Origin of the sequence: Citrobacter sp. Igbk 14 (genome assembly GCF_028069825.1) — a bacterium.
Classification (GTDB): domain Bacteria; phylum Pseudomonadota; class Gammaproteobacteria; order Enterobacterales; family Enterobacteriaceae; genus Citrobacter.
This window is the reverse complement of the sequence record NZ_JANEWM010000025.1, coordinates 24,480-46,303: the sequence shown is the minus strand read 5'-3', so window position 1 is coordinate 46,303 and position 21,824 is coordinate 24,480. Positions and strand designations below refer to the sequence as shown.

Below are 21,824 nucleotides of genomic sequence, written 5' to 3'. Positions count from 1 at the left end.
ATTAATCCTTAAACACCTGAGCGACCAGATTATGGAAATGGGCAATGCCATGTTCGGAGATTCCGCTACCGCTGGTATCCGCCATAATGCGTCCCTGTCCACGATAGCCACGTGATTTCAGACCTTTTTGTACGCTCTCAACCAGGCGTAAATCCTCAGGGCGAAAGACATTGCGATACCATTCGATCAGCGCTTTTTGCTCTTCGGTCAGCTCTTCATTAGTGAAATAGATGTCGTAGTTTTGCAGTGTGGTTTCTGCATCCACCGGGAATTCATAAATAACGGTCATCATGCCTTTGATTGGCGTGACGTTGAGCATGGTGCACGGCCACAACCAGAAGCCGTGGAACGCAGCATCAACACCTTCTTCGAACTTAAACGACTGCTCAGAGGGTTTGGCAAAACCGTATTGCAGCGTCCAGTTGCCGTGCATGGTATGCCAGTAACGGTCAACCTGTACTGAGTCGGAAAAACCTGGATGGGCCGGACCGCAGTGGTAGCACTCCAGATAGTTATCAACGATATTTTTCCAGTTGGCCGGCGTGCGGGTAGTGAAACGCGCGGCGAGCTTTAGATCGTGCACGTCAGGGCAGGCCTCGACGACTTTGGCTGCCAGTCCCGGAAGCTGATCTTCAACGCTACCGGCGTTCGGGTCCATATTGATGAAGACAAAACCGGCATATTCTTCGAGTCGTACTGGTGTCAGATGAGCCTTCTCACTGTCAAAGTTAGCGACGTTTTCACAGTTACGGGCATGCGCCAGATTGCCATCAAGTTTGAACGCCCACGCGTGGTAGGGGCAGGTAATCACGTTTTTGGCTTTCCCTTCGCCGCTCAGCAGTTGATGACCACGATGCGGGCAGACATTGTAGAAAGCGCGCAGTACATTATCGCGACCACGTACCAGCACGATGTTCTCACCAATCACTTCACGTGTGACATAGTCATTTGGCTTCGCCAGTTCGCTGCTGTGGGCAACACAAATCCAGCTTTTGGCAAACACGTTCTCTTGCTCGTGTTCAAAAGCCTGCTGGTCGGTATAGAACCGTGCCGGGATAGTCCAGGCGTCCTGCGGATTGGCACAAAAATTTTGCGGCAGAATAAACTCAGGGCTCAGATTGCTCATTGGATTACCTTTAATTTGTGAGTAAGAGGTTTTTTACTGGCGTTTAATTGCCGCCTTTGAGTAGTGTCCCGGCCGGTGGCGTGACAGGCGCGTCGACCGGTGCTTCGGGAAGATGACTTTCAATTTGGTGAGCAGGAACATGGGCATAATCCTGCCGTACCCAGCGCAGAAAACCGCCGACCTTCACCAACAGGATGGCGAGGAAGGGAAGGGCGGTCAGAACCACCGTGGTCTTCATTGTTTCCAGAGACGCGCCGGTGAATAAAATAGATAATGGAATCAATGTGATGACTACACACCAGAACAGACGTAAGCCACGTTCAGGATCTTCTCCTTCCTGTAGGTTACGTGTGCTGGTGGCTGCCATGGTGTAGGCCACAGCATCCATATGCGAGGCAAGGAAAATAATCATGATGGCCAGATATGCGACCAGGAACAGCTTCCCGGCTGGCAATGACATCAGTACCTGCTGCACCGCCGTTTCGCCGCCCTGCGTTGCCATGATCTGCGGGATATCAATCACGCCATTGACAAACTGGTGGATAGAGTAGCTCTCCATCACCCCGAAGAAGAACCAACAGCCGACGGTACTGCCAAGGATTAATGCCCAGATAACTTCTTTGATTTTGCGCCCGCGAGAAACGCGCGTCACAAACATAGCGACGCCTGGGGTGTAGGAGATCCACCACAGCCAGTAGAACACTGTCCAGTTGCGGGTAAATTCACCGTTACCGAGCGGGTCGGTAAACAGGCTCATTTGCAAAAAGTTTTGTGTCGTCAGGCCGATAGCGTTGATGATGTTATTGGTGATGAACTCGGTTGGGCCAACAATCAGTACGACCAATGGCAGTAAAAATGCCCCCCAGCCCACCATCTTGCTCAGACGTTGCAGACCATTGTTGATGCCAATCCAGGAGCTAAGGCAGAAGATGCCGCCAGAGAACAGAATCACAAAGGCTTGCACTGTAAAGTTATCCGGTAAACCGGTAAGCGCTGATAAACCACGGGTGAAGGTTGCAGCGGTAACGACCAGGGAGATGGTTAACGCGCCGACGGTGGCGATCAGGAACATCAAATCGACCAGTCTTCCCCATACGCCCTGTGGATGAACGCCGGTGATTGCAGCAATTATCCCGGACAGGCTCAACCCTTTGTTTTTACGCACATGGAAATGGTAGGCCATGGTTAACGAGGCCAGTGTGTAGGTCGCCCACGCGCTGATCCCCCAATGGAAAAAGGAATAGGGCAGACTGAATTCCAGCGCTTTTTGTGAGTGTGGGGCGATGTTCAGACCCGGTGTTTGGTAGTAATAGGCCCATTCAGCAACACCCCAGTAGAGCGTGGAGGAGCCTAATCCAGCGCAAATAAACATAAACAGCCAGGAAAGCGTACTGTATTCTGCTTTACCTTCACCGAGGCGAATATTGCCGTATTTGCTGGTGGCCAGATAGACAACCAGCCCCATAGCCATGAGGACCAGGATCTGAACGGCAGAACCCAGCATGCGAGTGACACCGTTAAAAATGGTATTCGCTACTTGTGCAGACTGCTGAGGGAAGAGACTGAGTGTGGCGGCGATAAAAAGAATAGCCACCAGGCTGATGGCTATCAGTGGCACATCTTTTTTCTTTACGTTGCTCAACATGGATGATCTCCTGGGCATTGTCGCCCGCGTTTGGCATTAGCCTGTCGTTGTTATCATGCTGTAGGGTAAGATTTTGTCGCTTCATATTTAACAATTTTATTATTTGTTCTTTACATGAATTAAACAATTGCCTGATGCGTGAAGCAATAAAACACGGAACGGAAATAATAAAAAGTGAATTCACGCAGGTTATTTGACGTACAGAACACATAAAAAAACCGCGTCAGTGACGCGGCTCATATTTCGTGGTTTGACCTCTAACGCAGTGCCCGGCAGATAGCGTCACCTACCTGTTGAGTGCTGGCATTGCCTTTCATATCCGGCGTTTTAGGGCCGCTGGCAATAACCTGTTCAATCGCGGCCAGAATGCCATCGTGGGCGGCCTGATAATTCGCATCGCCGTTGCCAAGGAAATCCAGCATCATCGCGCCAGCCCAGATGGTGGCAATTGGGTTAGCAATATTCTTGCCGTAGATATCCGGGGCCGAACCGTGGACCGGTTCGAACAACGATGGGAAGGTCCGTTCCGGATTTAAGTTTGCTGAGGGTGCAATGCCAATCGTGCCAGTGCAGGCTGGCCCTAAATCGGACAGGATGTCGCCAAACAGGTTAGAGGCGACCACCACGTCAAAACGCTCCGGTTGCATGACAAAACGGGCGCACAGAATGTCGATATGCTGTTTATCCCAGCGGATTTCAGGGTACTGGGCAGCCATTGCTTCAACACGCTCATCCCAGTAAGGCATGCTAATGGCAAGGCCGTTTGATTTAGTGGCCGAGGTCAGTGTCTTACGCGGACGGCTCTGTGCCAGTTCAAACGCGTAACGCAAAATGCGATCAACGCCACGACGCGTGAAGACCGACTCCTGAATGACCACTTCATGTTCGGTACCCTCGCTTACGCGCCCCCCCAGTGAAGAATACTCGCCTTCGGTGTTTTCACGCACAACGTAGAAATCAATGTCGCCGGGTTTCTTACCCGCCAATGGGCAAGGAACACCAGGAAACAGACGTACCGGACGCAGGTTGACGTATTGATCGAACTCCCGACGAAACTTGAGTAACGAGCCCCATAGTGAGATGTGATCCGGTACAGTGTCCGGCCAGCCGACGGCACCAAAGTAGATAGCATCGAAGGATTTCAACTGTTCATGCCAGTCATCCGGCATCATCTTGCCGTGATGCGTATAGTACTCGCAACTGGCCCATTCCATTTGCTCAAAGCTGAGCGACAGGTCCCAGCGTTCGGCGGCTGCCTGTAACACATGAATGCCTTCAGGCAGGACTTCTTTACCAATGCCATCTCCGGGGATAGCGGCAATACGACAGGTTTTCTTCATAGCAGCTCTCACTTGTACGCCATCAAAATTGACTTTCCCCTTATCCTATAATTGACTGATTAATAGTTAATCCCTCCAACTGGTGAAACATAAAACACAGATCATGAATAATCTGCCGCTGTTAAATGATTTACGCGTCTTTATGCTGGTTGCCCGTCGTGCGGGTTTTGCCGCCGTTGCCGAGGAGCTGGGCGTTTCACCGGCTTTTATCAGCAAGCGTGTTGCGTTGCTGGAACAGACACTGAACGTAGTGCTGTTACACCGTACAACACGGCGCGTCACCATCACGGAGGAAGGGGAACGGATCTACGAATGGGCCCAGCGGATCCTGCAGGATGTGGATCAGATGATGGATGAGCTGTCTGATGTCCGGCAGATCCCGCAGGGGATGTTACGTATTATCAGCAGCTTTGGTTTTGGTCGCCGTGTCGTGGCTCCAGCGTTGTCAGCGCTGGCAAAAGAGTATCCTCAACTGGAGTTGCGGTTTGACGTTGAGGATCGGTTAGTCGATCTGGTTAATGAAGGTGTCGATCTTGATATTCGCATCGGGGATGACATTGCACCCAATTTGATCGCACGTAAGCTGGCGACCAATTATCGAATATTGTGCGCATCACCTGAGTTTGTGGCACAGCACGGTACACCGAAACAACTGAACGATCTGTCCACGTTGCCCTGCCTGGTGATTAAAGAGCGCGATCATCCATTTGGCATTTGGCAAATGCGTAACAAAGAGGGCGTGCACTCGATTAAGGTGACGGGGCCGCTCTCCTCCAATCATGGCGAAGTTGTTCACCAATGGTGTGTGGATGGTCAGGGGATTGCGCTACGTTCATGGTGGGATGTCTGCGATAACATCGCCAGTGGGCATCTGGTTCATATATTGCCTGACTATTATCAACCAGCAAATATTTGGGCTGTTTATGTGTCACGTCTGGCGACGTCGGCAAAAATCCGTATTACCGTGGAGTATTTACGTCGCTATTTTGCTGAGAACTACCCGAAGTTCAGTTTGGAATAAATGGGGGGCAGTCCGGACTATGATCAGAAATAAAAAAGGCAGAATAATCTGCCTTTTTTCAACCATGACTTATTTACAAAAGACGTTATTTAGACTCTTCTGCTTCAGGTAAAGTCACGTTAAGTTCAAGGATAGAAATATCGCCGTCTTTTTGTTCAAGCTGTACGGTGACCATTTCAGGATCAATTTGTACATACTTACAGATAACGTCGAGAATATCTTTCCTCAACTGCGGTAAATAATGCGGCTCGGCGTCGCTACGACGACGTTCCGCAACAATAATCTGCAGTCGCTCTTTAGCGATGTTCGCTGTGCTCTTTTTCCGCGAGAGAAAAAAATCCAGTAATGCCATAACTTATCCTCCGAACAGGCGTTTGAGGAAACCTTTCTTCTCTTCTTCAATGAAGCGGAAAGGACGTTCTTCTCCCAACAGACGGTCTACGGTATCAGCATAGGCTTTGCCGGCATCAGCATTGATGTCGAGAATAACCGGCTCACCCTGGTTAGACGCGCGCAGGACTGACTGATCTTCAGGAATCACGCCAACCAGCTTGATTCGCAGAATTTCCAGTACGTCTTCCATGCTTAGCATGTCACCTTTATTTACGCGGCCAGGGTTATAGCGCGTAAGCAGCAGATGCTCTTTAATCGGATCTTCGCCATTTTCAGCGCGACGAGATTTCGACGCCAGAATACCCAGAATACGGTCAGAGTCACGTACAGAAGACACTTCCGGGTTGGTGGTAATAATGGCTTCGTCGGCAAAATACAGGGCCATCAACGCACCGGTCTCAATACCTGCCGGAGAGTCACAGACGATGAAGTCAAAATCCATCGCTTTCAGATCGTCCAGAACTTTCGCGACGCCTTCACGGGTCAGCGCGTCTTTATCACGAGTCTGTGAGGCCGGAAGAATAAAGAGATTTTCGGTGCGTTTATCTTTGATCAACGCCTGATTTAACGACGCATCGCCCTGAATAACGTTGACGAAGTCATAAACGACGCGACGTTCACAACCCATAATTAAATCAAGGTTACGCAGGCCGATATCAAAATCAATAACGACAGTTTTCTTTCCCTTCTGGGCCAAACCTGTAGCGATGGCCGCGCTGGAGGTGGTTTTGCCAACGCCCCCTTTACCCGAAGTAACAACAATAATGCGTGCCATAGAAATTCCTTGTTAAAAAGGGATCAATTCAACGGTTGAACTGTCAAAGCGTTCTCTGCCAATTGCAGACGTGCCGCTTTGCCATAAAATTCTGCTGGGATTTTATCACTCAGCCAATAAACACCTGCGATAGACACCAGTTCTGCCGTCAGGTGGGTACAGAAAATTTGCGCTTCCCGATCGCCGCTTGCGCCCGCCAGAGCACGGCCTCTCATCATGCCATAAACGTGAATATTGCCATCAGCGATAAGCTCTGCGCCCGCACTGACGTGACTTGTAACAATCAGATCACATTGTGGAGCATAAATACGCTGACCGGAACGAACCGGTACATTTATTAATCGTGTTTTTGTGATGGGAGTAACGTTTTGTGGCGGTGCGGCAGGTGCCGGAGCTTCAACAGGTGCGGAACGAATGGCTTTTTCTTTACCTTCTGTCAGTAAAGGAAGCCCCATTTCGTCGATTTCTGCCTTAAGTTTTGCATCCTTGCATCCGCTAACACCAATAATGCGCAGACCCGTGGACGTAATGACTTTTTGCAGCGCCGACCAGTTCACCGGGCTTTCAAGGCCACTCACGTTGATCACCACGGGAGCATGTTTTAAAAATGCAGGTGCCTGCGCGATTTTGTCTTCCAACGCCTGACGAATAACCTCGGGTTCTGCTTCATGTAAGTGAACCACTGATAAGGTGAAGCTACTGCCTTTAAGCTCGATTGGCGTGTTTGACATCCTGGCCTTACTCAATTTGCTATTTATCATCCCCAGTGCGGGGTGATATTCCGAAGACTATAAGGCATGTTATAGTCAGTATTATATTGAGGCAAGCCACCATTCCGTGAATTCAGAGTAAAAGATATGTTTTGTGTGATCTACCGAAGCAGCAAACGTGACCAGACCTATTTATATGTCGAAAAAAAAGACGATTTCTCGCGTGTTCCTGAAGAACTGATGAAAGGATTTGGTCAGCCAAAGCTGGCAATGATTTTACCGCTTGATGGTCGTAAAAAACTGGTTAATGCCGATCTTGAAAAAGTAAAACAGGCACTAACCGAGCAGGGCTATTATTTACAAATACCACCGCCGCCTGAGGATTTACTTAAACAGCATTTATCTGCGGTAAAACAAAATACACCAGACGCTAAACGTTAAACTGCATCCTGCAGCAGCATGTCGCATCGATGCAGTACCTGAAATCTATGACTACGTTAGGGGAAAGTAATGTATCAACATCATAACTGGCATGGTGCTCTGCTGGATTACCCGGTGAGCAAAGTGGTTTGCGTAGGTAGCAATTATGCAAACCATATTAAAGAAATGGGGGGAACAACGCCGGAAGAGCCGGTGTTGTTTATTAAGCCTGAAACTGCGCTGTGCGATTTGCGCCAACCGTTGATCATCCCGGCGGATATGGGTTCCGTTCATCACGAAGTTGAACTGGCCGTGCTGATCGGCGCAAACCTGCGCCAGGCGACAGAAGAGCATGTACGCAAAGCCATTGCTGGCTATGGTGTGGCGCTGGACCTGACCCTGCGCGATATCCAGGGCAAAATGAAAAAAGCGGGTCAACCGTGGGAAAAAGCGAAGGGTTTTGACAACTCTTGCCCGCTGTCTGGGTTTATTCCGGTAGCGGAATTTAACGGTGATCCGCAGGATACTCAGCTCGGATTAACGGTGAACGGCGAAGTGCGCCAGCAGGGCACTACGGCGGATATGATCCATCATATTGTTCCATTGATTGCTTACATGAGCCGATTCTTCACGCTTAGAGCCGGTGATGTGGTACTGACCGGGACGCCAGCAGGCGTTGGGCCGTTACACAGCGGTGATGAGCTGGCTATCCGTTTCCATGGTCAGACACTAACCACCCGGGTGCTGTAATCTCTGCTTGCCGCCTATTTCGGGCGGCAAAACTTGCATCAACGTGCCAGACTGGTTATAAGGTGCAGCTTTAGTGAAATAGCGGATACCCTGATGAGCGACATACCTTTCTGGCAAAGTAAAACCCTTGATGAAATGACCGATGCCGAGTGGGAGTCATTATGTGATGGGTGCGGCCAATGTTGTCTGCATAAGCTTATGGATGAAGACACTGACGAAATCTACTTTACCAACGTCGCGTGTAAGCAGCTCAATATCAAAACCTGCCAGTGCCGTAATTATGAACGTCGATTCGAATACGAGCCCGATTGCATCAAACTCACGCGTGATAACCTGCCAACCTTTGAATGGTTGCCGATGACCTGCGCCTATCGTTTATTAGCGGAAGGGAAAGGGTTACCGGACTGGCACCCATTGCTGACGGGGTCAAAGGCGGCAATGCACGGTGAGCGTATTTCAGTACGCCATATCGCGGTGAAAGAATCAGAAGTGCGTGACTGGCAGGACCATATATTGAACAAACCTTCATGGGCGGACTAAGCCGCCCATCGATTAACAGGCGTTAAGGATTAAGACTTTTTCGCCTGATACATCTCATCACTATGGTTGTCATCTTCAACCCAGAAATTAATGTTGAATTGCGCATCGTCGCTTAATTCAACGCGATGCCAGTACTGCGGTGGGCTGGTCGCGAACTGTCCGGCATTAATGACCACTTTTACTTCAGGTTCTTTTGCGTCTTCATTGGCAAAGCCGTAATACGTTACAGTGCCTTCCATCACACAGAGTTGCCCAAAAACGCCCGCTGCTGTGTTGTGGTGAGAAAGCAGAGCGGCCGGGACATTGTCTTTCGTAAAGAAGGGAGTAGAGCGTTTAACTTTCCAGTTTGCCGGGATGCGTAAATGGGACATAAGACATCTCCTTTGTGGGGCATCTATAAGATATATTTAATATACATCTTATAGATGCCCGCAGGCAATGACATTATGGCAAAAAAAAACGCTCCCGAAGGAGCGTTCTGTTAGCGACCGAAGAGGTCACGTTTTTTCGGTTTAAAGGGCTGGGCAATCAGCACCAACACTGCAACGACCAGATAGGCGGCAAAAATCCCCAACAGCCACTGCGGCATCTCCAGGGTTAAAAATGACCACTGACGCTCAGCGCAGTCACCGGAAGCCATAAATACCTGCGGCAGCCATTTATCCAGCGGTAACCAACTCGGGAAGCGCGCGGCAAAATCACAGGTCATGAACGGTGACGGGTGAAGCTGAATCATCGTGTGTTCATACGCTAACTGAAGGCCGCGCCAGGCGCTGTAAATCCAGATAATCATCGCCACGTAGCGCAGCGGCGTTTTCGGGGCAATTGCGCCCACCAGACCAGCACCCATCACGCCAAATAATGCGCTACGTTCGTATATACACAACACGCAAGGTTTAAGCAGCATGACATGCTGGAACCACAAGGCAACAAGTTCCAACGCCAGGGCGGTGAGCGCCAGCAATAACCATGCTCCACGCCCACGGGAGCACTGGTTTAAAAATCGCAACATAATAATTTCCCTGCAACATGCGTAGAGACCGCAGTTTAAACCAATTCAATTTATGCGCCACTAGCGGCAATTGAAATATTGTGTAATCGGATAATTATCATGCAAAAAGTCAAACCGGGCAGTGATTTACCCGGTTTATTGTTATGAAAGTGTAGCTAACCAGCCTGTTTGCGTCATCCATTCGGTCACGGGGACCAGCGTGAACTCTACGCACAACAGACCTACCAGCGTCAGGACGATCGTGTACGGTAATGCCATCCACACCATACGGCCGTAGGAAAGACGAATCAGTGGTGCCAGTGCGGAGGTAAGCAGGAACAAGAATGCCGCCTGACCATTTGGCGTAGCCACGGAAGGCAGGTTGGTTCCGGTATTAATCGCCACCGCTAACAGTTCATATTGATTCAGGCTAATCGTCCCGTGCTCCAGCGCCGCTTTCGCTTCGTTGATGTAAATTGTGCCAACAAAGACGTTGTCTGAAATTGACGACAACAGGCCGTTGAAAAGATAGAACAGGGTCAGCTGTGCATGTTCAGAAGACTGCAAGACAAACTGAATAATCGGCGCAAAAAGCTGCTGATCGATAATCACCGCAACCACGGAAAAAAATACGGTAAGCAGCGCGGTGAAGGGCAGCGATTCGGTGAAGGCTTTACCAATAGCGTGTTCGTCAGTGACACCGGTTAACGACGTGGCCAGAATAATCACCGACAAGCCAATTAATCCGACTTCTGCCAGATGCAGCGCGAGGGCAACGACCAGCCATACGCCGATAACAGCCTGAATAATCAGCTTGATTTTATCCAGGCGGGTACGTTGTTGACGGCTTTCATCGTCAAACTGTTGCAGAACGCCACGGACAGCTTCCGGTAATGTTTCACCGTAGCCAAACCAACGTAACTTTTCAACCAGTAGGCAGGTGAGCAGACCGCAAATCAACACCGGAACGGTGACCGGCGACATGCGCAGGAAAAAATCACCAAAATGCCAGCCAGCCGCTTTGGCGATAATCAGGTTCTGCGGTTCGCCAACCATGGTCATCACACCGCCTAACGCGGTGCCGACTCCCGCGTGCATCATCAGGCTGCGCAGAAAACCACGGAACTGCTCAAGTACGGCTTTATTGTGCTGGTCGATATGGCTGTCATCCAGCAAATTGTTATCTTCCGGACGGGAAGAGGCGACGCGATGGTAGATGCCGTAAAAACCGACCGCCACGCTGATCACGACTGCGACCACGGTCAATGCGTCGAGGAACGCAGAAAGGAAGGCAGCGGCAACACAAAAGGCCAGCGACAGCAGCATCTTGGAGCGAATACTGAGCAGCAGTCGGGTAAAAATAAACAGCAGCAGTTGCTTCATAAAGTAGATGCCCGCCACCATAAACATCAGCAGCAAGAGCACTTCAAGGTTGGCGGCAACTTCTTCACGAACATGAGTGGCGCTGGTCATGCCGATGACGACAGCTTCGATGGCTAACAGCCCGCCTGGCAGCAGTGGATAACACTTAAGCGCCATTGCCAGCGTAAAAATGAATTCGGCCACCAGCAACCAACCCGCGATAAAGGGATTGATGAAAAAAATAAGCGGGTTAATGATTAAGAAGACGAGCAGTGCAAGTTTATACCAGTCCGGCGACTGGCCTAAAAAATTGCGCCACATAGCGCGGCCCCATGATAGCTCCATGGCAGTTTCCCTTACCTGTAAAAATGAAATCATGTTTTTATGTTTGACCGCAAAGCTTAGCGGCACGAGTGGATGCAGGCAAGTTCTTCACGTGGCTTATCGTAGCGACTGCGTATCAGCGTTATCTGGAAAATGAAGCCTTGATCCACTTTTTCTTCGTTGCGTCAGCTATCAGCTAAGAAACCCGTCTGGTATGATGTGTGTAACTATGTTTTGCTGTGTAATGGAATTATCACTATGGTCATTAAGGCGCAAAGCCCTGCTGGGTTCGCGGAAGAGTACATCATTGAGAGTATCTGGAATAACCGCTTCCCACCTGGCACTATTTTGCCCGCTGAACGTGAACTCTCCGAACTTATTGGAGTAACACGTACCACGTTACGCGAAGTATTGCAGCGTCTGGCGCGGGACGGCTGGTTGACCATTCAACACGGCAAACCGACGAAAGTGAATAACTTCTGGGAAACCTCCGGGCTGAATATCCTGGAAACGTTGGCGCGTCTCGATCACGAAAGCGTTCCGCAGTTGATTGATAACCTGCTGTCTGTGCGTACCAACATCTCGACGATCTTTATTCGCACCGCATTCCGCCAACATCCTGATAAAGCCCAGGACGTTTTGGCAACGGCGAATCAGGTTGCTGACCATGCTGACGCGTTTGCCGATCTGGACTACAACATTTTCCGCGGTCTGGCATTTGCGTCGGGCAATCCGATTTACGGTTTGATCCTCAACGGTATGAAAGGACTTTATACGCGTATTGGCCGTCATTACTTTGCCAACCCGGAAGCACGCGGCCTGGCGCTGAACTTCTACCGTAAGCTGTCAGAGCTGTGTGAGCAGGGCGCTCATGATTTGGTCTATGAAACGGTGCGCCGCTATGGTCACGACAGTGGTGAGATTTGGCACCGTATGCAGAAGAATTTGCCGGGCGATTTAGCTATTCAGGGACGTTAATCGCGAATCGCGCAATGCCGGATGGTGACGCCAAAGCGTCTTATCCGGCCTACAATGCGTCTACATCGTAGGCCGGATAAGGTGTATTACACCACCTCCGGCAATCAATTTTACAGGCCGTTCATCCTTGGCGGGCAACGCTCCAGCAGTTCAACGCTGCCATCTTCATTTTGCTGCTCCAGCATTACATCAAATCCCCACAGCCGATGAACATGCTTCAACACTTCTTTGCGTCCTTTATCCAACGGCGCGCGGTTATGTGGGATGTAACGCAAGGTCAGTGAACGGTCGCCGCGCAGATCAACATTCCAGATTTGAATATTCGGCTCAAGATTGCTCAGGTTATATTGCGATGACAGCCTGTTACGGATCTCGCGATACCCCTCCTCATTGTGAATCGCTGAAATTTCCAGGTAATTATGGCGGTCATCATCCAGCACCGTGAACAGGCGGAAATCGCGCATCACTTTTGGTGACAGGAACTGGCTGATAAAGCTCTCATCTTTAAAATCACGCATCGCGAAATGCAGCGTTTCCAGCCAGTCGGAACCCGCAATATTTGGGAACCAGTATTTGTCCTCCTCGGTGGGCGACTGACAAATACGTTTGATATCCTGGAACATAGCAAAACCCAGCGCATAAGGGTTTATCCCGCTATACCATGGACTGTTATACGGTGGCTGGAATACCACGTTGGTATGGCTATGCAGAAACTCCAGCATAAAGCGCTCGGTGACTTTGCCTTCATCATAAAGGTGATTGAGGATGGTGTAGTGCCAGAAGGTTGCCCATCCCTCGTTCATAACCTGAGTCTGTTTCTGGGGATAAAAATACTGGCTTACCTTACGCACAATACGCAGGACCTCTCGCTGCCAGGACTCAAGCAGTGGGGCGTTTTTCTCCATAAAATACAGCAGGTTTTCCTGCGGCTCAGAAGGATAACGCCGTGCGGTAGAGATGGTCTTCTCTTCCTCTTTCTTCGGCAACGTACGCCACAGCATATTCACCTGGCTTTGCAGATACTCTTCACGGCTTTTCTGCCGGGCCTTCTCTTCCTGTAGTGAGATTTTTTGCGGGCGTTTATAACGGTCAACGCCGTAATTCATCAGCGCATGGCAGGAGTCGAGGAGTTTCTCAACTTCATCAACACCGTAACGCTCTTCACACTGGGTAATATAGTTTCGCGCAAAGATCAGGTAATCGACGATGGAGCTGGCGTCTGTCCAACTGCGGAACAGGTAGTTATTCTTGAAGAAAGAGTTATGTCCATAGCAGGCATGCGCCATGACCAGTGCCTGCATGGTGATGGTGTTCTCTTCCATCAGGTACGCGATACACGGGTTGGAGTTAATAACAATCTCATAGGCCAGTCCTTGCTGACCATGTTTGTACAAGCGTTCGGTTTCAATAAACTTTTTACCAAACGACCAGTGCGGATAGTTGATTGGCATCCCTACGCTGGAATAGGCGTCCATCATTTGTTCAGAAGTGATCACCTCGATTTGGTGCGGGTAGGTATCCAGTTTGTAGAGTTTCGCCACGCGGTCTATCTCTGCCAGATAGACATCCAGCAGATCAAACGTCCAGTCGGGTCCATCGCTTAACCGTGTGCTGTCCTTGTTCATGGAATCAATCGTAGCCATTCGCGCACCCTCATTGTTGGCGGCACTCTCTGTCTGGAGTACCTCATTTCAAGCATAGATCATGGTGTTAAAAAGCGTGCTGCAGGAGAAATTTTTTCTTTGCGATTTCACGTTAGCGAAGCGTCGAAAAACGTCGAGGTAACAAAATTTTATGCTGGATAAAATTTACGCGCAGCAGGAGATGCCAAAGCAGAGACTTCCCTGCAATCACTGCTATGTGTGAGATACATCACCATAAAAAAGCCATATGTTGAATAATATTTTCAACTGAGTTATCAAGATGTAATTAGAAGATTGTTCTTTTACTGTTAACGGAGTGGCTATGCGAGTTGTCATACTGGGAAGTGGCGTCGTTGGCGTGACCAGCGCCTGGTATTTAAGTCAGGCTGGACACGATGTCACCGTCATCGATCGTGAGCCGGGTCCGGCACTGGAAACCAGTGCGGCGAATGCCGGGCAAATCTCTCCTGGTTATGCCGCGCCGTGGGCGGCGCCAGGCGTACCGCTAAAAGCGATAAAATGGATGTTTCAGCGCCACGCTCCGTTGGCTGTACGCCTCGACGGCACGCAGTTCCAACTGAAGTGGATGTGGCAAATGCTGCGCAACTGCGACACCAGCCACTACATGGAAAACAAAGGGCGCATGGTGCGTCTGGCGGAGTACAGCCGTGATTGTCTGAAGGCGCTGCGAGCCACCACGGGGATCGAGTATGAAGGTCGTCAGGGTGGTACGTTACAACTGTTTAGAACCGCTCAACAGTATGAGAACGCCACGCGTGATATTGCCGTGCTGGAAGATGCCGGTGTGCCGTACCAACTTCTGGAGGCAAATCGTCTGGCGGAAGTCGAACCTGCGCTGGCAGAGGTCGCGCACAAACTGACTGGGGGATTACGGTTGCCGAATGACGAAACCGGTGACTGTCAGCTGTTTACCCAGCGTCTGGCGAAAATGGCCGAGCAGGCGGGGGTAAAATTCCGTTTTAACACCCCCGTCGATAAGCTACTCAGCGAAGGCGAGCAAATCTATGGTGTCCAGTGTGGCGACGAAGTTATCAAAGCCGATGCCTATGTTATGGCCTTTGGCTCGTATTCCACAGCGATGCTCAAAGGAATCGTTGATATTCCGGTGTATCCGCTCAAAGGCTACTCATTAACCATACCGGTGGCAGAAGATGATGGTGCGCCGGTTTCCACTATTCTTGATGAAACCTACAAAATCGCTATTACCCGTTTTGATGAGCGAATTCGTGTTGGCGGTATGGCAGAAATTGTTGGTTTTAATACCGAGCTACTACAACCACGTCGTGAGACGCTGGAGATGGTGGTGCGCGATCTCTTTCCGCGCGGCGGTCATGTTGAACAAGCCACCTTCTGGACCGGGCTGCGTCCGATGACGCCAGACGGAACGCCAGTGGTGGGGCGTACCCGCTTTAAGAATCTGCTGCTCAATACGGGGCATGGCACACTGGGCTGGACGATGGCATGTGGATCGGGTCAGTTGCTGAGCGATATTCTCTCTGGTCGCACGCCAGCCATACCTTATGACGATCTGAGCGTGGCGCGTTACAGTCCGGGATTTACCCCGTCTCGCCCGCGGCATTTACATGGCGTACATAACTAATAAGGACGCGAGATGACCCGCCCGATACTGGCCAGCATTGACCTGCAGGCGTTGAAACAAAATCTGACCATTACGCGTCAGGCTGCGCCGGACTCCCGCGTCTGGTCGGTCGTAAAAGCCAATGCCTACGGACACGGTATAGAACGCGTTTGGACGGCACTGGGAACGACCGATGGTTTCGCTATGCTCAATCTCGAGGAGGCGATCACCCTGCGGGAGCGGGGATGGAAAGGACCGATTTTAATGCTGGAGGGGTTTTTCCATGCCGAAGACCTGACGGTGTATGACACATATCGTCTGACCACCTGTGTCCACAGTAACTGGCAGCTCAAAGCGTTGCAAAATGCCCGGCTGAACGCGCCGCTGGATATTTACCTGAAAGTGAATAGCGGCATGAACCGGCTGGGTTTCTTACCAGAGCGAGTAGCGACCGTCTGGCAACAGTTGCGGGCAATGCCTAACGTGGGTGAGATGACGCTAATGTCGCATTTTGCTGATGCTGAACATCCGGATGGCATCAAGGACGCGATGGCGCGTATTGCGCAGGCAACGGAAGGACTGGAGTGTAGACGTTCGCTGTCGAATTCTGCTGCGACGCTGTGGCACCCACAAGCGCATTATGACTGGGTTCGTCCGGGCATTATTCTGTACGGCGCGTCGCCGTCGGGACAATGGCGGGACATTGCCAACACCGGACTTAAGCCAGTGATGACGCTGAGCAGTGAGATTATCGGTGTGCAAACGCTGAAAGCGGGTGACCGGGTTGGTTACGGTGGCCGTTACACTGCCAGCGGTGATCAGCGCATTGGAATTGTGGCAACAGGCTATGCCGATGGTTATCCGCGCCATGCTCCGAGTGGGACACCTGTCCTGGTGGACGGTGTACGTACCGGGACGGTCGGCACGGTATCCATGGATATGCTGGCGGTTGACCTGACACCATGTCCACAGGCGGGGATAGGAACGCCTGTGGAACTGTGGGGCAAAGAGATTAAAATCGACGATGTGGCGACAGCGGCGGGCACGGTGGGCTATGAATTAATGTGCTCTCTGGCGCTGCGCGTACCGGTAGTGACGATGTAACTTTTGTAGAGTTGCCTGACGGCGCGCAGCTTTCAGGCCTACAGAAGCAGTACATTTGTAGGCCGGGTAAGGCGCAGCCGTCACCCGGCCAAAACAACTGCGTTATTCATCCTCATCTTCTGCCACGCGGACACCCACTTTCAGCACGGCATTATCTTCTTTCTCGGCTACCGTCCAGATCATACCGGCAAATTCTACCTGGTCACCGACAACCGGTGCAGCACCCAACAGTTGCTGAACAATTTCACCCAGCGTTTGCTGCTTATCACGATACTCGGTGCCATCTTCCAGACCATAAATCAGTGCCACATCGGCATATTTCGCGCTGGCTTCGAGAATAAAATCACCAAAGAAACGCTGGTCTAACGACACTGGCGGTGACTGACTGAACAGCTTGCCTAAGGCGGGCAGGTCGCGTTCGCGACCAATGACGCACAGCACATCGCCTTCACGCAGGCGGGTACTGCCTGATGGGTGAAACAGCACGTTGTCACGAAACAGTGCGGCAATACGCGTTTCCTCTGGCATATGCAAGTCACGCAATGCGGCCCCTACGCACCATTTATCGGCACTCAACTGGTAAACGAACTGCTCCCAGGGATTATCCGGGTGAATATCGAGACCAATACGTGAAACTGGCCAGCCAACAGGAGGTACCACGACTTTGGCTTTTTTAGCGGCCCACGACAGCGACGTCCCCTGGAACAGCAGCGAGATCAGTACCACAAAGAATGCGACGTTAAAGAACAAACGCGCATTTTCCAGACCCGCCATCATCGGGAAGACGGCAAGGATGATGGGTACCGCACCGCGTAAGCCAACCCAGCTAATGAAAATGCGCTCACGCAGATTGAAACCACGAAATGGCAGCAATCCGGCGAACACCGACAACGGACGCGCGAAGAAAATCATCCAGGCAGACAAAATAAGCGCCGGAATCGCGATCGGCAACAGGTCGGATGGCGTCACCAGCAATCCCAGCACCAGGAACATGGCAATTTGCGCCAGCCAGGCCAGACCGTCAAAGTTTTGCAGAATACCGAAGCGGTTGCGGATCGGGCGATTTCCCAGCAGGAAACCACACAGATAAACCGCCAGAATACCGCTGCCTTCAAGCGCGGTAGTCAGGGCAAAAATCAGGATCCCACCGCTTAAGGCCAGCAGCGGATACAGCCCGGCAGGCAGAGAAATACGGTTAATCATCTGCTGGAGCAGGTACCCACCGCCGAGACCGATAGCGATACCTAAGCCAAACTGCTGGATAATATGCACGGCGAACATCCAGCTTAAACCGGTCTCGTGGTTCTGGATCATTTCGATAAGCGTAATGGTCAGAAATACGGCCATTGGGTCATTACTACCTGACTCAATTTCCAGCGTCGAGCCCACACGTTCGTTAAGTCCTTTACCGCCGAGCAGGGAAAATACCGCCGCGGCATCGGTTGAGCCGACAATCGCGCCAATCAGCAGTCCTTCGATGAGATCCAGATGAAACAGCCATGCCGCCATCATGCCGGTTAAACCAGAGGTAATCAGCACGCCCACGGTCGCCAACGATAATGCCGGGCCTAGCGCAACACGAAAGGAGCTGGCCTGAGTGCGCATCCCGCCGTCAAGCAGGATCACGGCCAACGCCAGGTTACTGACCATGTAGGCAAAAGGGTAGTTATCAAAAGGAATGCCGCCAACACCGTCCACGCCCGCTAACATGCCAATAGCGAGGAAAATCACCAGAATCGGGATACCAAGACGTGATGAGAATGAACTTAGCAAGATACTGCAGGTGACGAGAACGGAACCCAAAATAAAAAGGCTAATGATTGCTGCGGCATCCAACGTTCGGTTACTCCTGAATTACGCTGTTTCGTATTAATAAACCCTAACATAATAACGACAGAAACAGCGTTTTACTTAGCCCTGAGGCAGGCTTTTTTTACGATTTAAGCACCGGATGACCGGAGATTGTGAGTTGACTGCCGTTTTTATCATTTTTCAGCACGGCTTTGGCCCCTAAAGGTAAGGTGACGGTGCGTTGTTCATGGCCAAAATCGAGGCCGCTTAACAGTGGAACCGATAATTTGGCACGCAAAAACGCGCAGACTGAATCAAGACTGTAACCGGCATCATAATCATTAGGCGCACTGCCGCTAAAACTGCCGAGAATGATGGCGTTCTGGCGGGCGAGGACCCCAGCATGATAAAGTTGTAGCAGCATGCGCTCGATGCGAAACGGGTGCTCGTTGATGTCTTCCAGCACCAGAATACCGTTCTCAATGGCGGGCATCCACGGCGTCCCCATCAGCGAAATGAGCATCGCCAGATTTCCGCCCCACAGCGTGCCTTCGGTAGCGCAATCCGGGCCATGCCCTTGCCAGTCGAGGGTAAATTCGGCATTGCGCAAAGCCTGCCAAAAATGGTGCTCGGTAAAGGCGTTCATTTCCTCGGCACCGAAGTTAGCTGCCAGCATCGGGCCACTAAACGAGATGACATGACTCTTCGCCAGCAGCCCGCATTGAATAGCCGTGAAATCGCTGTGACCACACAGCAGGAGTGGGCTCTGTTGCTGGCGAACGGCCAGCGCCCGCCAGTCAATATCTGCCAGCAAACGGCTCGCACCGTAGCCGCCGCGCACCGCCATCACAATAGTATCAGGCGTTTTTAGTTCAACGAGTGAATTCACATCCGCCAGACGCTCGGCTTCGGTACCGGCAAAACGCTGACAGCGGCGGGCGATGACGGCAGTGTTATCGACCTGATGACCGGCCTCAGTAAGACGCGCAAGCCCACGTAATGCAGCCTGCTGGTTGATACAGTAGCCCGACGGGGCAATTAAGTGAAACCGGGACATGGCATTTCCTTGCTACAACTAAAACCAAATGTATATCATGCCGCGTAGGTATGTCGTTGTCACCTCAGCGACAGGTTCCGGCTATAAGGATAGATGACGTGAAATTGAGATGGTTTGCTTTTTTGGTTGTAATACTTGCGGGCTGTAGTTCAAAACAGGATTACAAAAATCCGCCATGGAACGCAGAAGTTCCGGTTAAACGCGCGATGCAATGGATGCCTATCAGTGAAAAAGCCGGCGCGGCCTGGGGCGTTAGCCCACAATTGATTACGGCGATTATCGCTATTGAATCAGGGGGTAACCCCAATGCAGTCAGTAAATCTAATGCCATCGGTCTGATGCAGCTTAAAGCCTCCACCTCCGGGCGGGACGTTTATCGTCGCATGGGATGGAGCGGAGAGCCGTCGACCAGTGAGCTGAAAAATCCAGAGCGCAATATCTCTATGGGGGCGGCGTATCTGAGCATTCTTGAAACCGGTCCGCTGGCGGGAATTGAAGACCCACAGGTGATGCAATATGCGCTGGTGGTGTCATACGCGAACGGTGCCGGGGCGCTGCTGCGGACGTTCTCCTCTGACAGGAAAAAAGCCATCAGCAAAATCAACGATCTGAGCGCGGATGAGTTTTTTGAACATGTTGTCGATAACCATCCTGCGCCGCAGGCTCCACGTTATATCTGGAAGCTTCAGCGAGCGCTGGATGCGATGTAACGCGCGTGATATTACTCGCGTACTTTATTCGACTTTTCCCGAGCCTCGCGCTCAAGCGAAAAAATAATCCGCTGTAAATTCCGCTCCACCGCCGGGCCGACGTTGAGAAAACGAAAGCTCAGGCGGGGAGTGGTGATGGTTTCATTTTTCCCGTCGATCACTTTTCGCTCGGTAATTGAGATGAGCTGGGCATCAACGTGGTACACGCCCCATTGTTCCATATTCAGTTCAACCTGCGAGAAGCGCATACCTTCGACTAGCCCCTCCGGTGTAGCCCCTTCTAATAGCGCGCCCATGCCGCCAAGAGACAAATCGAATAAGCGAAAATGCAGGATACTGTTGTCCGGCATTTTCGCCTTGCAGTGATAGGGCGGGTGTAACGGTGCACCGATGCGGAAGTATTCCCGGCGCTGGACGAACCACAGCGAAGGTGGCAACGATGAGATAAAGGCTGGCAATCGTTGATACTCGCCTTTTGTCAGTTGCGGGAGGGTAAACTCCACCTTGGCACCCTGCGTTTCGGCGATAATTGAGATCTGGCTGGCGCGTTGCACGGCCTGGTTTTCATATTCCTGACTGCCAAAATCCATGATCAATTCGTCCGGGCTGACAGCAAGAATTTTGCTGATGAACTGACCTCCTGACCAGGAGATACGCAGTGGAACCTGCTGTGAATTTAAGTCCCGGAGTACCCCTAATACTGCGAGCGGGTTTTGCTTCAGGAACTGCTCATTGTAGTTACTCACACCTAATGACTCCTGGATACCTGGCTTATCGTTGGGTTATCGGCATCGCGAGACGGAACTTAATACAAATGGATGAAATTTTTTACCAAAGCCAATGAATTAAGTCTGAGTGCAAACAGCAGGTAGCGATGGCTTGCCTATACTTAACGTGCTGGCGCAGGAGTGTCTTGCGTGTGCGTTCACTGGAAAGAGGGCCTGAAAATGGGAATTATTGCCTGGATTATTTTTGGTCTGATTGCGGGGGTTATCGCCAAGCTGATTATGCCGGGGCGTGATGGCGGCGGGTTTATTCTGACCTGCATTCTCGGTATTGTCGGTGCTGTGGTCGGTGGGTGGCTGGCAACGATGTTTGGTATCGGCGGCGATGTCAGTGGGTTTAATCTCCACAGCTTCCTGGTGGCCGTGGTCGGCGCGATTGTAGTACTGGGTGTTTTCCGACTGGTACGACGAGATTAATCAAACGGCCCCCGAGCAGTAATGCCGTTCAGTTAAGCATGTCTGGTGAACATGTGATTCTTGCTCAGAGTTCCGTTCACCTTAGTTGTGTCATTTCTCTGAAGCGCAGATACCCGTGAACGTGCAAGGGAGGCTCACCGCCGCCTCCCTTGCATCCCCGGCTCCCGCCGGGAGCCGGGATTGTAAAGGGCGTGGCGGAGAACGCCCTTTACACGTTCACAGGAGCCGGCGTTTCAGAGAAGCGATGAACATGAGGTGAACGGAACCCTTTCTCTGAGAGTGCATATTCATAACTTCTACCCTCACAGGCGATACTTTCTGAAACTGAGGCGTTAACTGAAC

22 protein-coding genes and 1 pseudogene are annotated in these 21,824 nt (G+C 51.2%); 10 read left to right on the top strand and 13 right to left on the bottom strand.

What is annotated here, in order from left to right:
* Position 1 precedes the first annotated feature (1 nt).
* The 3 genes from yeaW to NNN64_RS11865 all read right to left on the bottom strand — a co-directional run bounded on the left by yeaW (position 2) and on the right by NNN64_RS11865 (position 4,111).
* On the bottom strand, positions 2-1,126 hold the full coding sequence (yeaW, locus tag NNN64_RS11875) for a carnitine monooxygenase, oxygenase subunit YeaW (RefSeq protein WP_271441520.1): 1,125 nt from the start codon (positions 1,124-1,126) through the stop codon (positions 2-4).
* Positions 1,127-1,169: 43 nt separating this feature from the next.
* On the bottom strand, positions 1,170-2,771 hold the full coding sequence (locus tag NNN64_RS11870) for a BCCT family transporter (protein WP_271441519.1): 1,602 nt from the start codon (positions 2,769-2,771) through the stop codon (positions 1,170-1,172).
* A gap of 257 nt (positions 2,772-3,028) precedes the next feature.
* Positions 3,029-4,111 carry a tartrate dehydrogenase gene (locus tag NNN64_RS11865; RefSeq protein ID WP_271441518.1) on the bottom strand — a complete coding sequence of 361 codons (1,083 nt, stop codon included), beginning with the start codon at positions 4,109-4,111 and terminating at the stop codon, positions 3,029-3,031.
* A gap of 103 nt (positions 4,112-4,214) precedes the next feature.
* On the opposite strand from NNN64_RS11865, the gene NNN64_RS11860 reads away from it, so the two are divergent.
* Positions 4,215-5,132, top strand: a complete 918-nt coding sequence (locus tag NNN64_RS11860; protein WP_137345949.1) for a LysR family transcriptional regulator — start codon at positions 4,215-4,217, stop codon at positions 5,130-5,132.
* An 85-nt stretch (positions 5,133-5,217) separates the two neighbouring features.
* On the opposite strand, the gene minE is transcribed toward NNN64_RS11860, so the two are convergent.
* The 3 genes from minE to minC are packed head-to-tail and all read right to left on the bottom strand — an operon-like array spanning position 5,218 to position 7,031.
* Positions 5,218-5,484, bottom strand: a complete 267-nt coding sequence (minE, locus tag NNN64_RS11855) for a cell division topological specificity factor MinE (protein ID WP_003833739.1) — start codon at positions 5,482-5,484, stop codon at positions 5,218-5,220.
* Between the two features lie 3 nt (positions 5,485-5,487).
* A complete protein-coding gene (gene minD, locus NNN64_RS11850; RefSeq protein WP_005122235.1) occupies positions 5,488-6,300 on the bottom strand; it encodes a septum site-determining protein MinD in 813 nt (270 codons plus the stop codon).
* 23 nt (positions 6,301-6,323) lie between these two features.
* Positions 6,324-7,031 carry a septum site-determining protein MinC gene (minC, locus tag NNN64_RS11845; RefSeq protein ID WP_202039692.1) on the bottom strand — a complete coding sequence of 236 codons (708 nt, stop codon included), beginning with the start codon at positions 7,029-7,031 and terminating at the stop codon, positions 6,324-6,326.
* Between the two features lie 126 nt (positions 7,032-7,157).
* Here minC and NNN64_RS11840 point away from each other — a divergent pair, with 126 nt between their 5' ends.
* From NNN64_RS11840 to NNN64_RS11830, 3 genes are all read left to right on the top strand, one after another.
* Positions 7,158-7,451 (top strand): YcgL domain-containing protein, encoded by a 294-nt coding sequence (locus NNN64_RS11840; RefSeq protein ID WP_137381645.1) that lies wholly within the window; start codon positions 7,158-7,160, stop codon positions 7,449-7,451.
* A gap of 69 nt (positions 7,452-7,520) precedes the next feature.
* Positions 7,521-8,180, top strand: a complete 660-nt coding sequence (locus NNN64_RS11835; protein WP_271441517.1) for a fumarylacetoacetate hydrolase family protein — start codon at positions 7,521-7,523, stop codon at positions 8,178-8,180.
* Positions 8,181-8,273: 93 nt separating this feature from the next.
* Positions 8,274-8,720 carry a YcgN family cysteine cluster protein gene (locus NNN64_RS11830; RefSeq protein ID WP_005122244.1) on the top strand — a complete coding sequence of 149 codons (447 nt, stop codon included), beginning with the start codon at positions 8,274-8,276 and terminating at the stop codon, positions 8,718-8,720.
* A 29-nt stretch (positions 8,721-8,749) separates the two neighbouring features.
* On the opposite strand, the gene NNN64_RS11825 is transcribed toward NNN64_RS11830, so the two are convergent.
* From NNN64_RS11825 to nhaB, 3 genes are all read right to left on the bottom strand, one after another.
* The gene (locus NNN64_RS11825; protein ID WP_016153372.1) at positions 8,750-9,091 is read right to left on the bottom strand and encodes a DUF1971 domain-containing protein; all 342 of its coding nucleotides are present in this window, start codon (positions 9,089-9,091) and stop codon (positions 8,750-8,752) included.
* A 110-nt stretch (positions 9,092-9,201) separates the two neighbouring features.
* On the bottom strand, positions 9,202-9,732 hold the full coding sequence (dsbB, locus tag NNN64_RS11820) for a disulfide bond formation protein DsbB (protein ID WP_271441516.1): 531 nt from the start codon (positions 9,730-9,732) through the stop codon (positions 9,202-9,204).
* A gap of 141 nt (positions 9,733-9,873) precedes the next feature.
* Entirely contained in the window at positions 9,874-11,418 is a 1,545-nt protein-coding gene (gene nhaB / locus NNN64_RS11815; protein WP_271441515.1) for a Na(+)/H(+) antiporter NhaB, read from the bottom strand.
* A 237-nt stretch (positions 11,419-11,655) separates the two neighbouring features.
* Here nhaB and fadR point away from each other — a divergent pair, with 237 nt between their 5' ends.
* Positions 11,656-12,375 (top strand): fatty acid metabolism transcriptional regulator FadR, encoded by a 720-nt coding sequence (fadR, locus tag NNN64_RS11810; protein ID WP_005122254.1) that lies wholly within the window; start codon positions 11,656-11,658, stop codon positions 12,373-12,375.
* 110 nt (positions 12,376-12,485) lie between these two features.
* Here the strand turns inward: fadR and NNN64_RS11805 are convergent, their stop codons facing one another.
* Positions 12,486-14,018, bottom strand: a complete 1,533-nt coding sequence (locus NNN64_RS11805; protein WP_271441514.1) for a SpoVR family protein — start codon at positions 14,016-14,018, stop codon at positions 12,486-12,488.
* A gap of 322 nt (positions 14,019-14,340) precedes the next feature.
* On the opposite strand from NNN64_RS11805, the gene NNN64_RS11800 reads away from it, so the two are divergent.
* The 3 genes and pseudogenes from NNN64_RS11800 to NNN64_RS23345 all read left to right on the top strand — a co-directional run.
* Positions 14,341-15,639 carry a D-amino acid dehydrogenase gene (locus NNN64_RS11800; protein WP_271441513.1) on the top strand — a complete coding sequence of 433 codons (1,299 nt, stop codon included), beginning with the start codon at positions 14,341-14,343 and terminating at the stop codon, positions 15,637-15,639.
* A gap of 12 nt (positions 15,640-15,651) precedes the next feature.
* On the top strand, positions 15,652-16,722 hold the full coding sequence (gene dadX / locus NNN64_RS11795; protein ID WP_271441512.1) for a catabolic alanine racemase DadX: 1,071 nt from the start codon (positions 15,652-15,654) through the stop codon (positions 16,720-16,722).
* Between the two features lie 15 nt (positions 16,723-16,737).
* A pseudogene (locus tag NNN64_RS23345) lies at positions 16,738-16,890 on the top strand (hypothetical protein); the annotation flags it as partial.
* On the opposite strand, the gene NNN64_RS11790 reads toward NNN64_RS23345, so the two are convergent.
* The gene (locus tag NNN64_RS11790; RefSeq protein ID WP_271441511.1) at positions 16,825-18,558 is read right to left on the bottom strand and encodes a potassium/proton antiporter; all 1,734 of its coding nucleotides are present in this window, start codon (positions 18,556-18,558) and stop codon (positions 16,825-16,827) included. The pseudogene NNN64_RS23345 and the gene NNN64_RS11790 sit on opposite strands and share 66 nt — an antisense overlap.
* A 97-nt stretch (positions 18,559-18,655) precedes the next feature.
* Positions 18,656-19,570, bottom strand: a complete 915-nt coding sequence (ldcA, locus tag NNN64_RS11785) for a muramoyltetrapeptide carboxypeptidase (protein WP_271441510.1) — start codon at positions 19,568-19,570, stop codon at positions 18,656-18,658.
* A gap of 98 nt (positions 19,571-19,668) precedes the next feature.
* Here ldcA and emtA point away from each other — a divergent pair, with 98 nt between their 5' ends.
* Complete coding sequence (gene emtA / locus NNN64_RS11780; protein ID WP_040232326.1) at positions 19,669-20,280, top strand: membrane-bound lytic murein transglycosylase EmtA; 612 nt, start codon at positions 19,669-19,671, stop codon at positions 20,278-20,280.
* A gap of 11 nt (positions 20,281-20,291) precedes the next feature.
* Here the strand turns inward: emtA and ycgR are convergent, their stop codons facing one another.
* Positions 20,292-21,026 (bottom strand): flagellar brake protein YcgR, encoded by a 735-nt coding sequence (gene ycgR / locus NNN64_RS11775; RefSeq protein ID WP_271441509.1) that lies wholly within the window; start codon positions 21,024-21,026, stop codon positions 20,292-20,294.
* Positions 21,027-21,227: 201 nt separating this feature from the next.
* Here ycgR and NNN64_RS11770 point away from each other — a divergent pair, with 201 nt between their 5' ends.
* Positions 21,228-21,482 carry a GlsB/YeaQ/YmgE family stress response membrane protein gene (locus NNN64_RS11770; protein WP_048212573.1) on the top strand — a complete coding sequence of 85 codons (255 nt, stop codon included), beginning with the start codon at positions 21,228-21,230 and terminating at the stop codon, positions 21,480-21,482.
* Positions 21,483-21,824 lie beyond the last annotated feature (342 nt).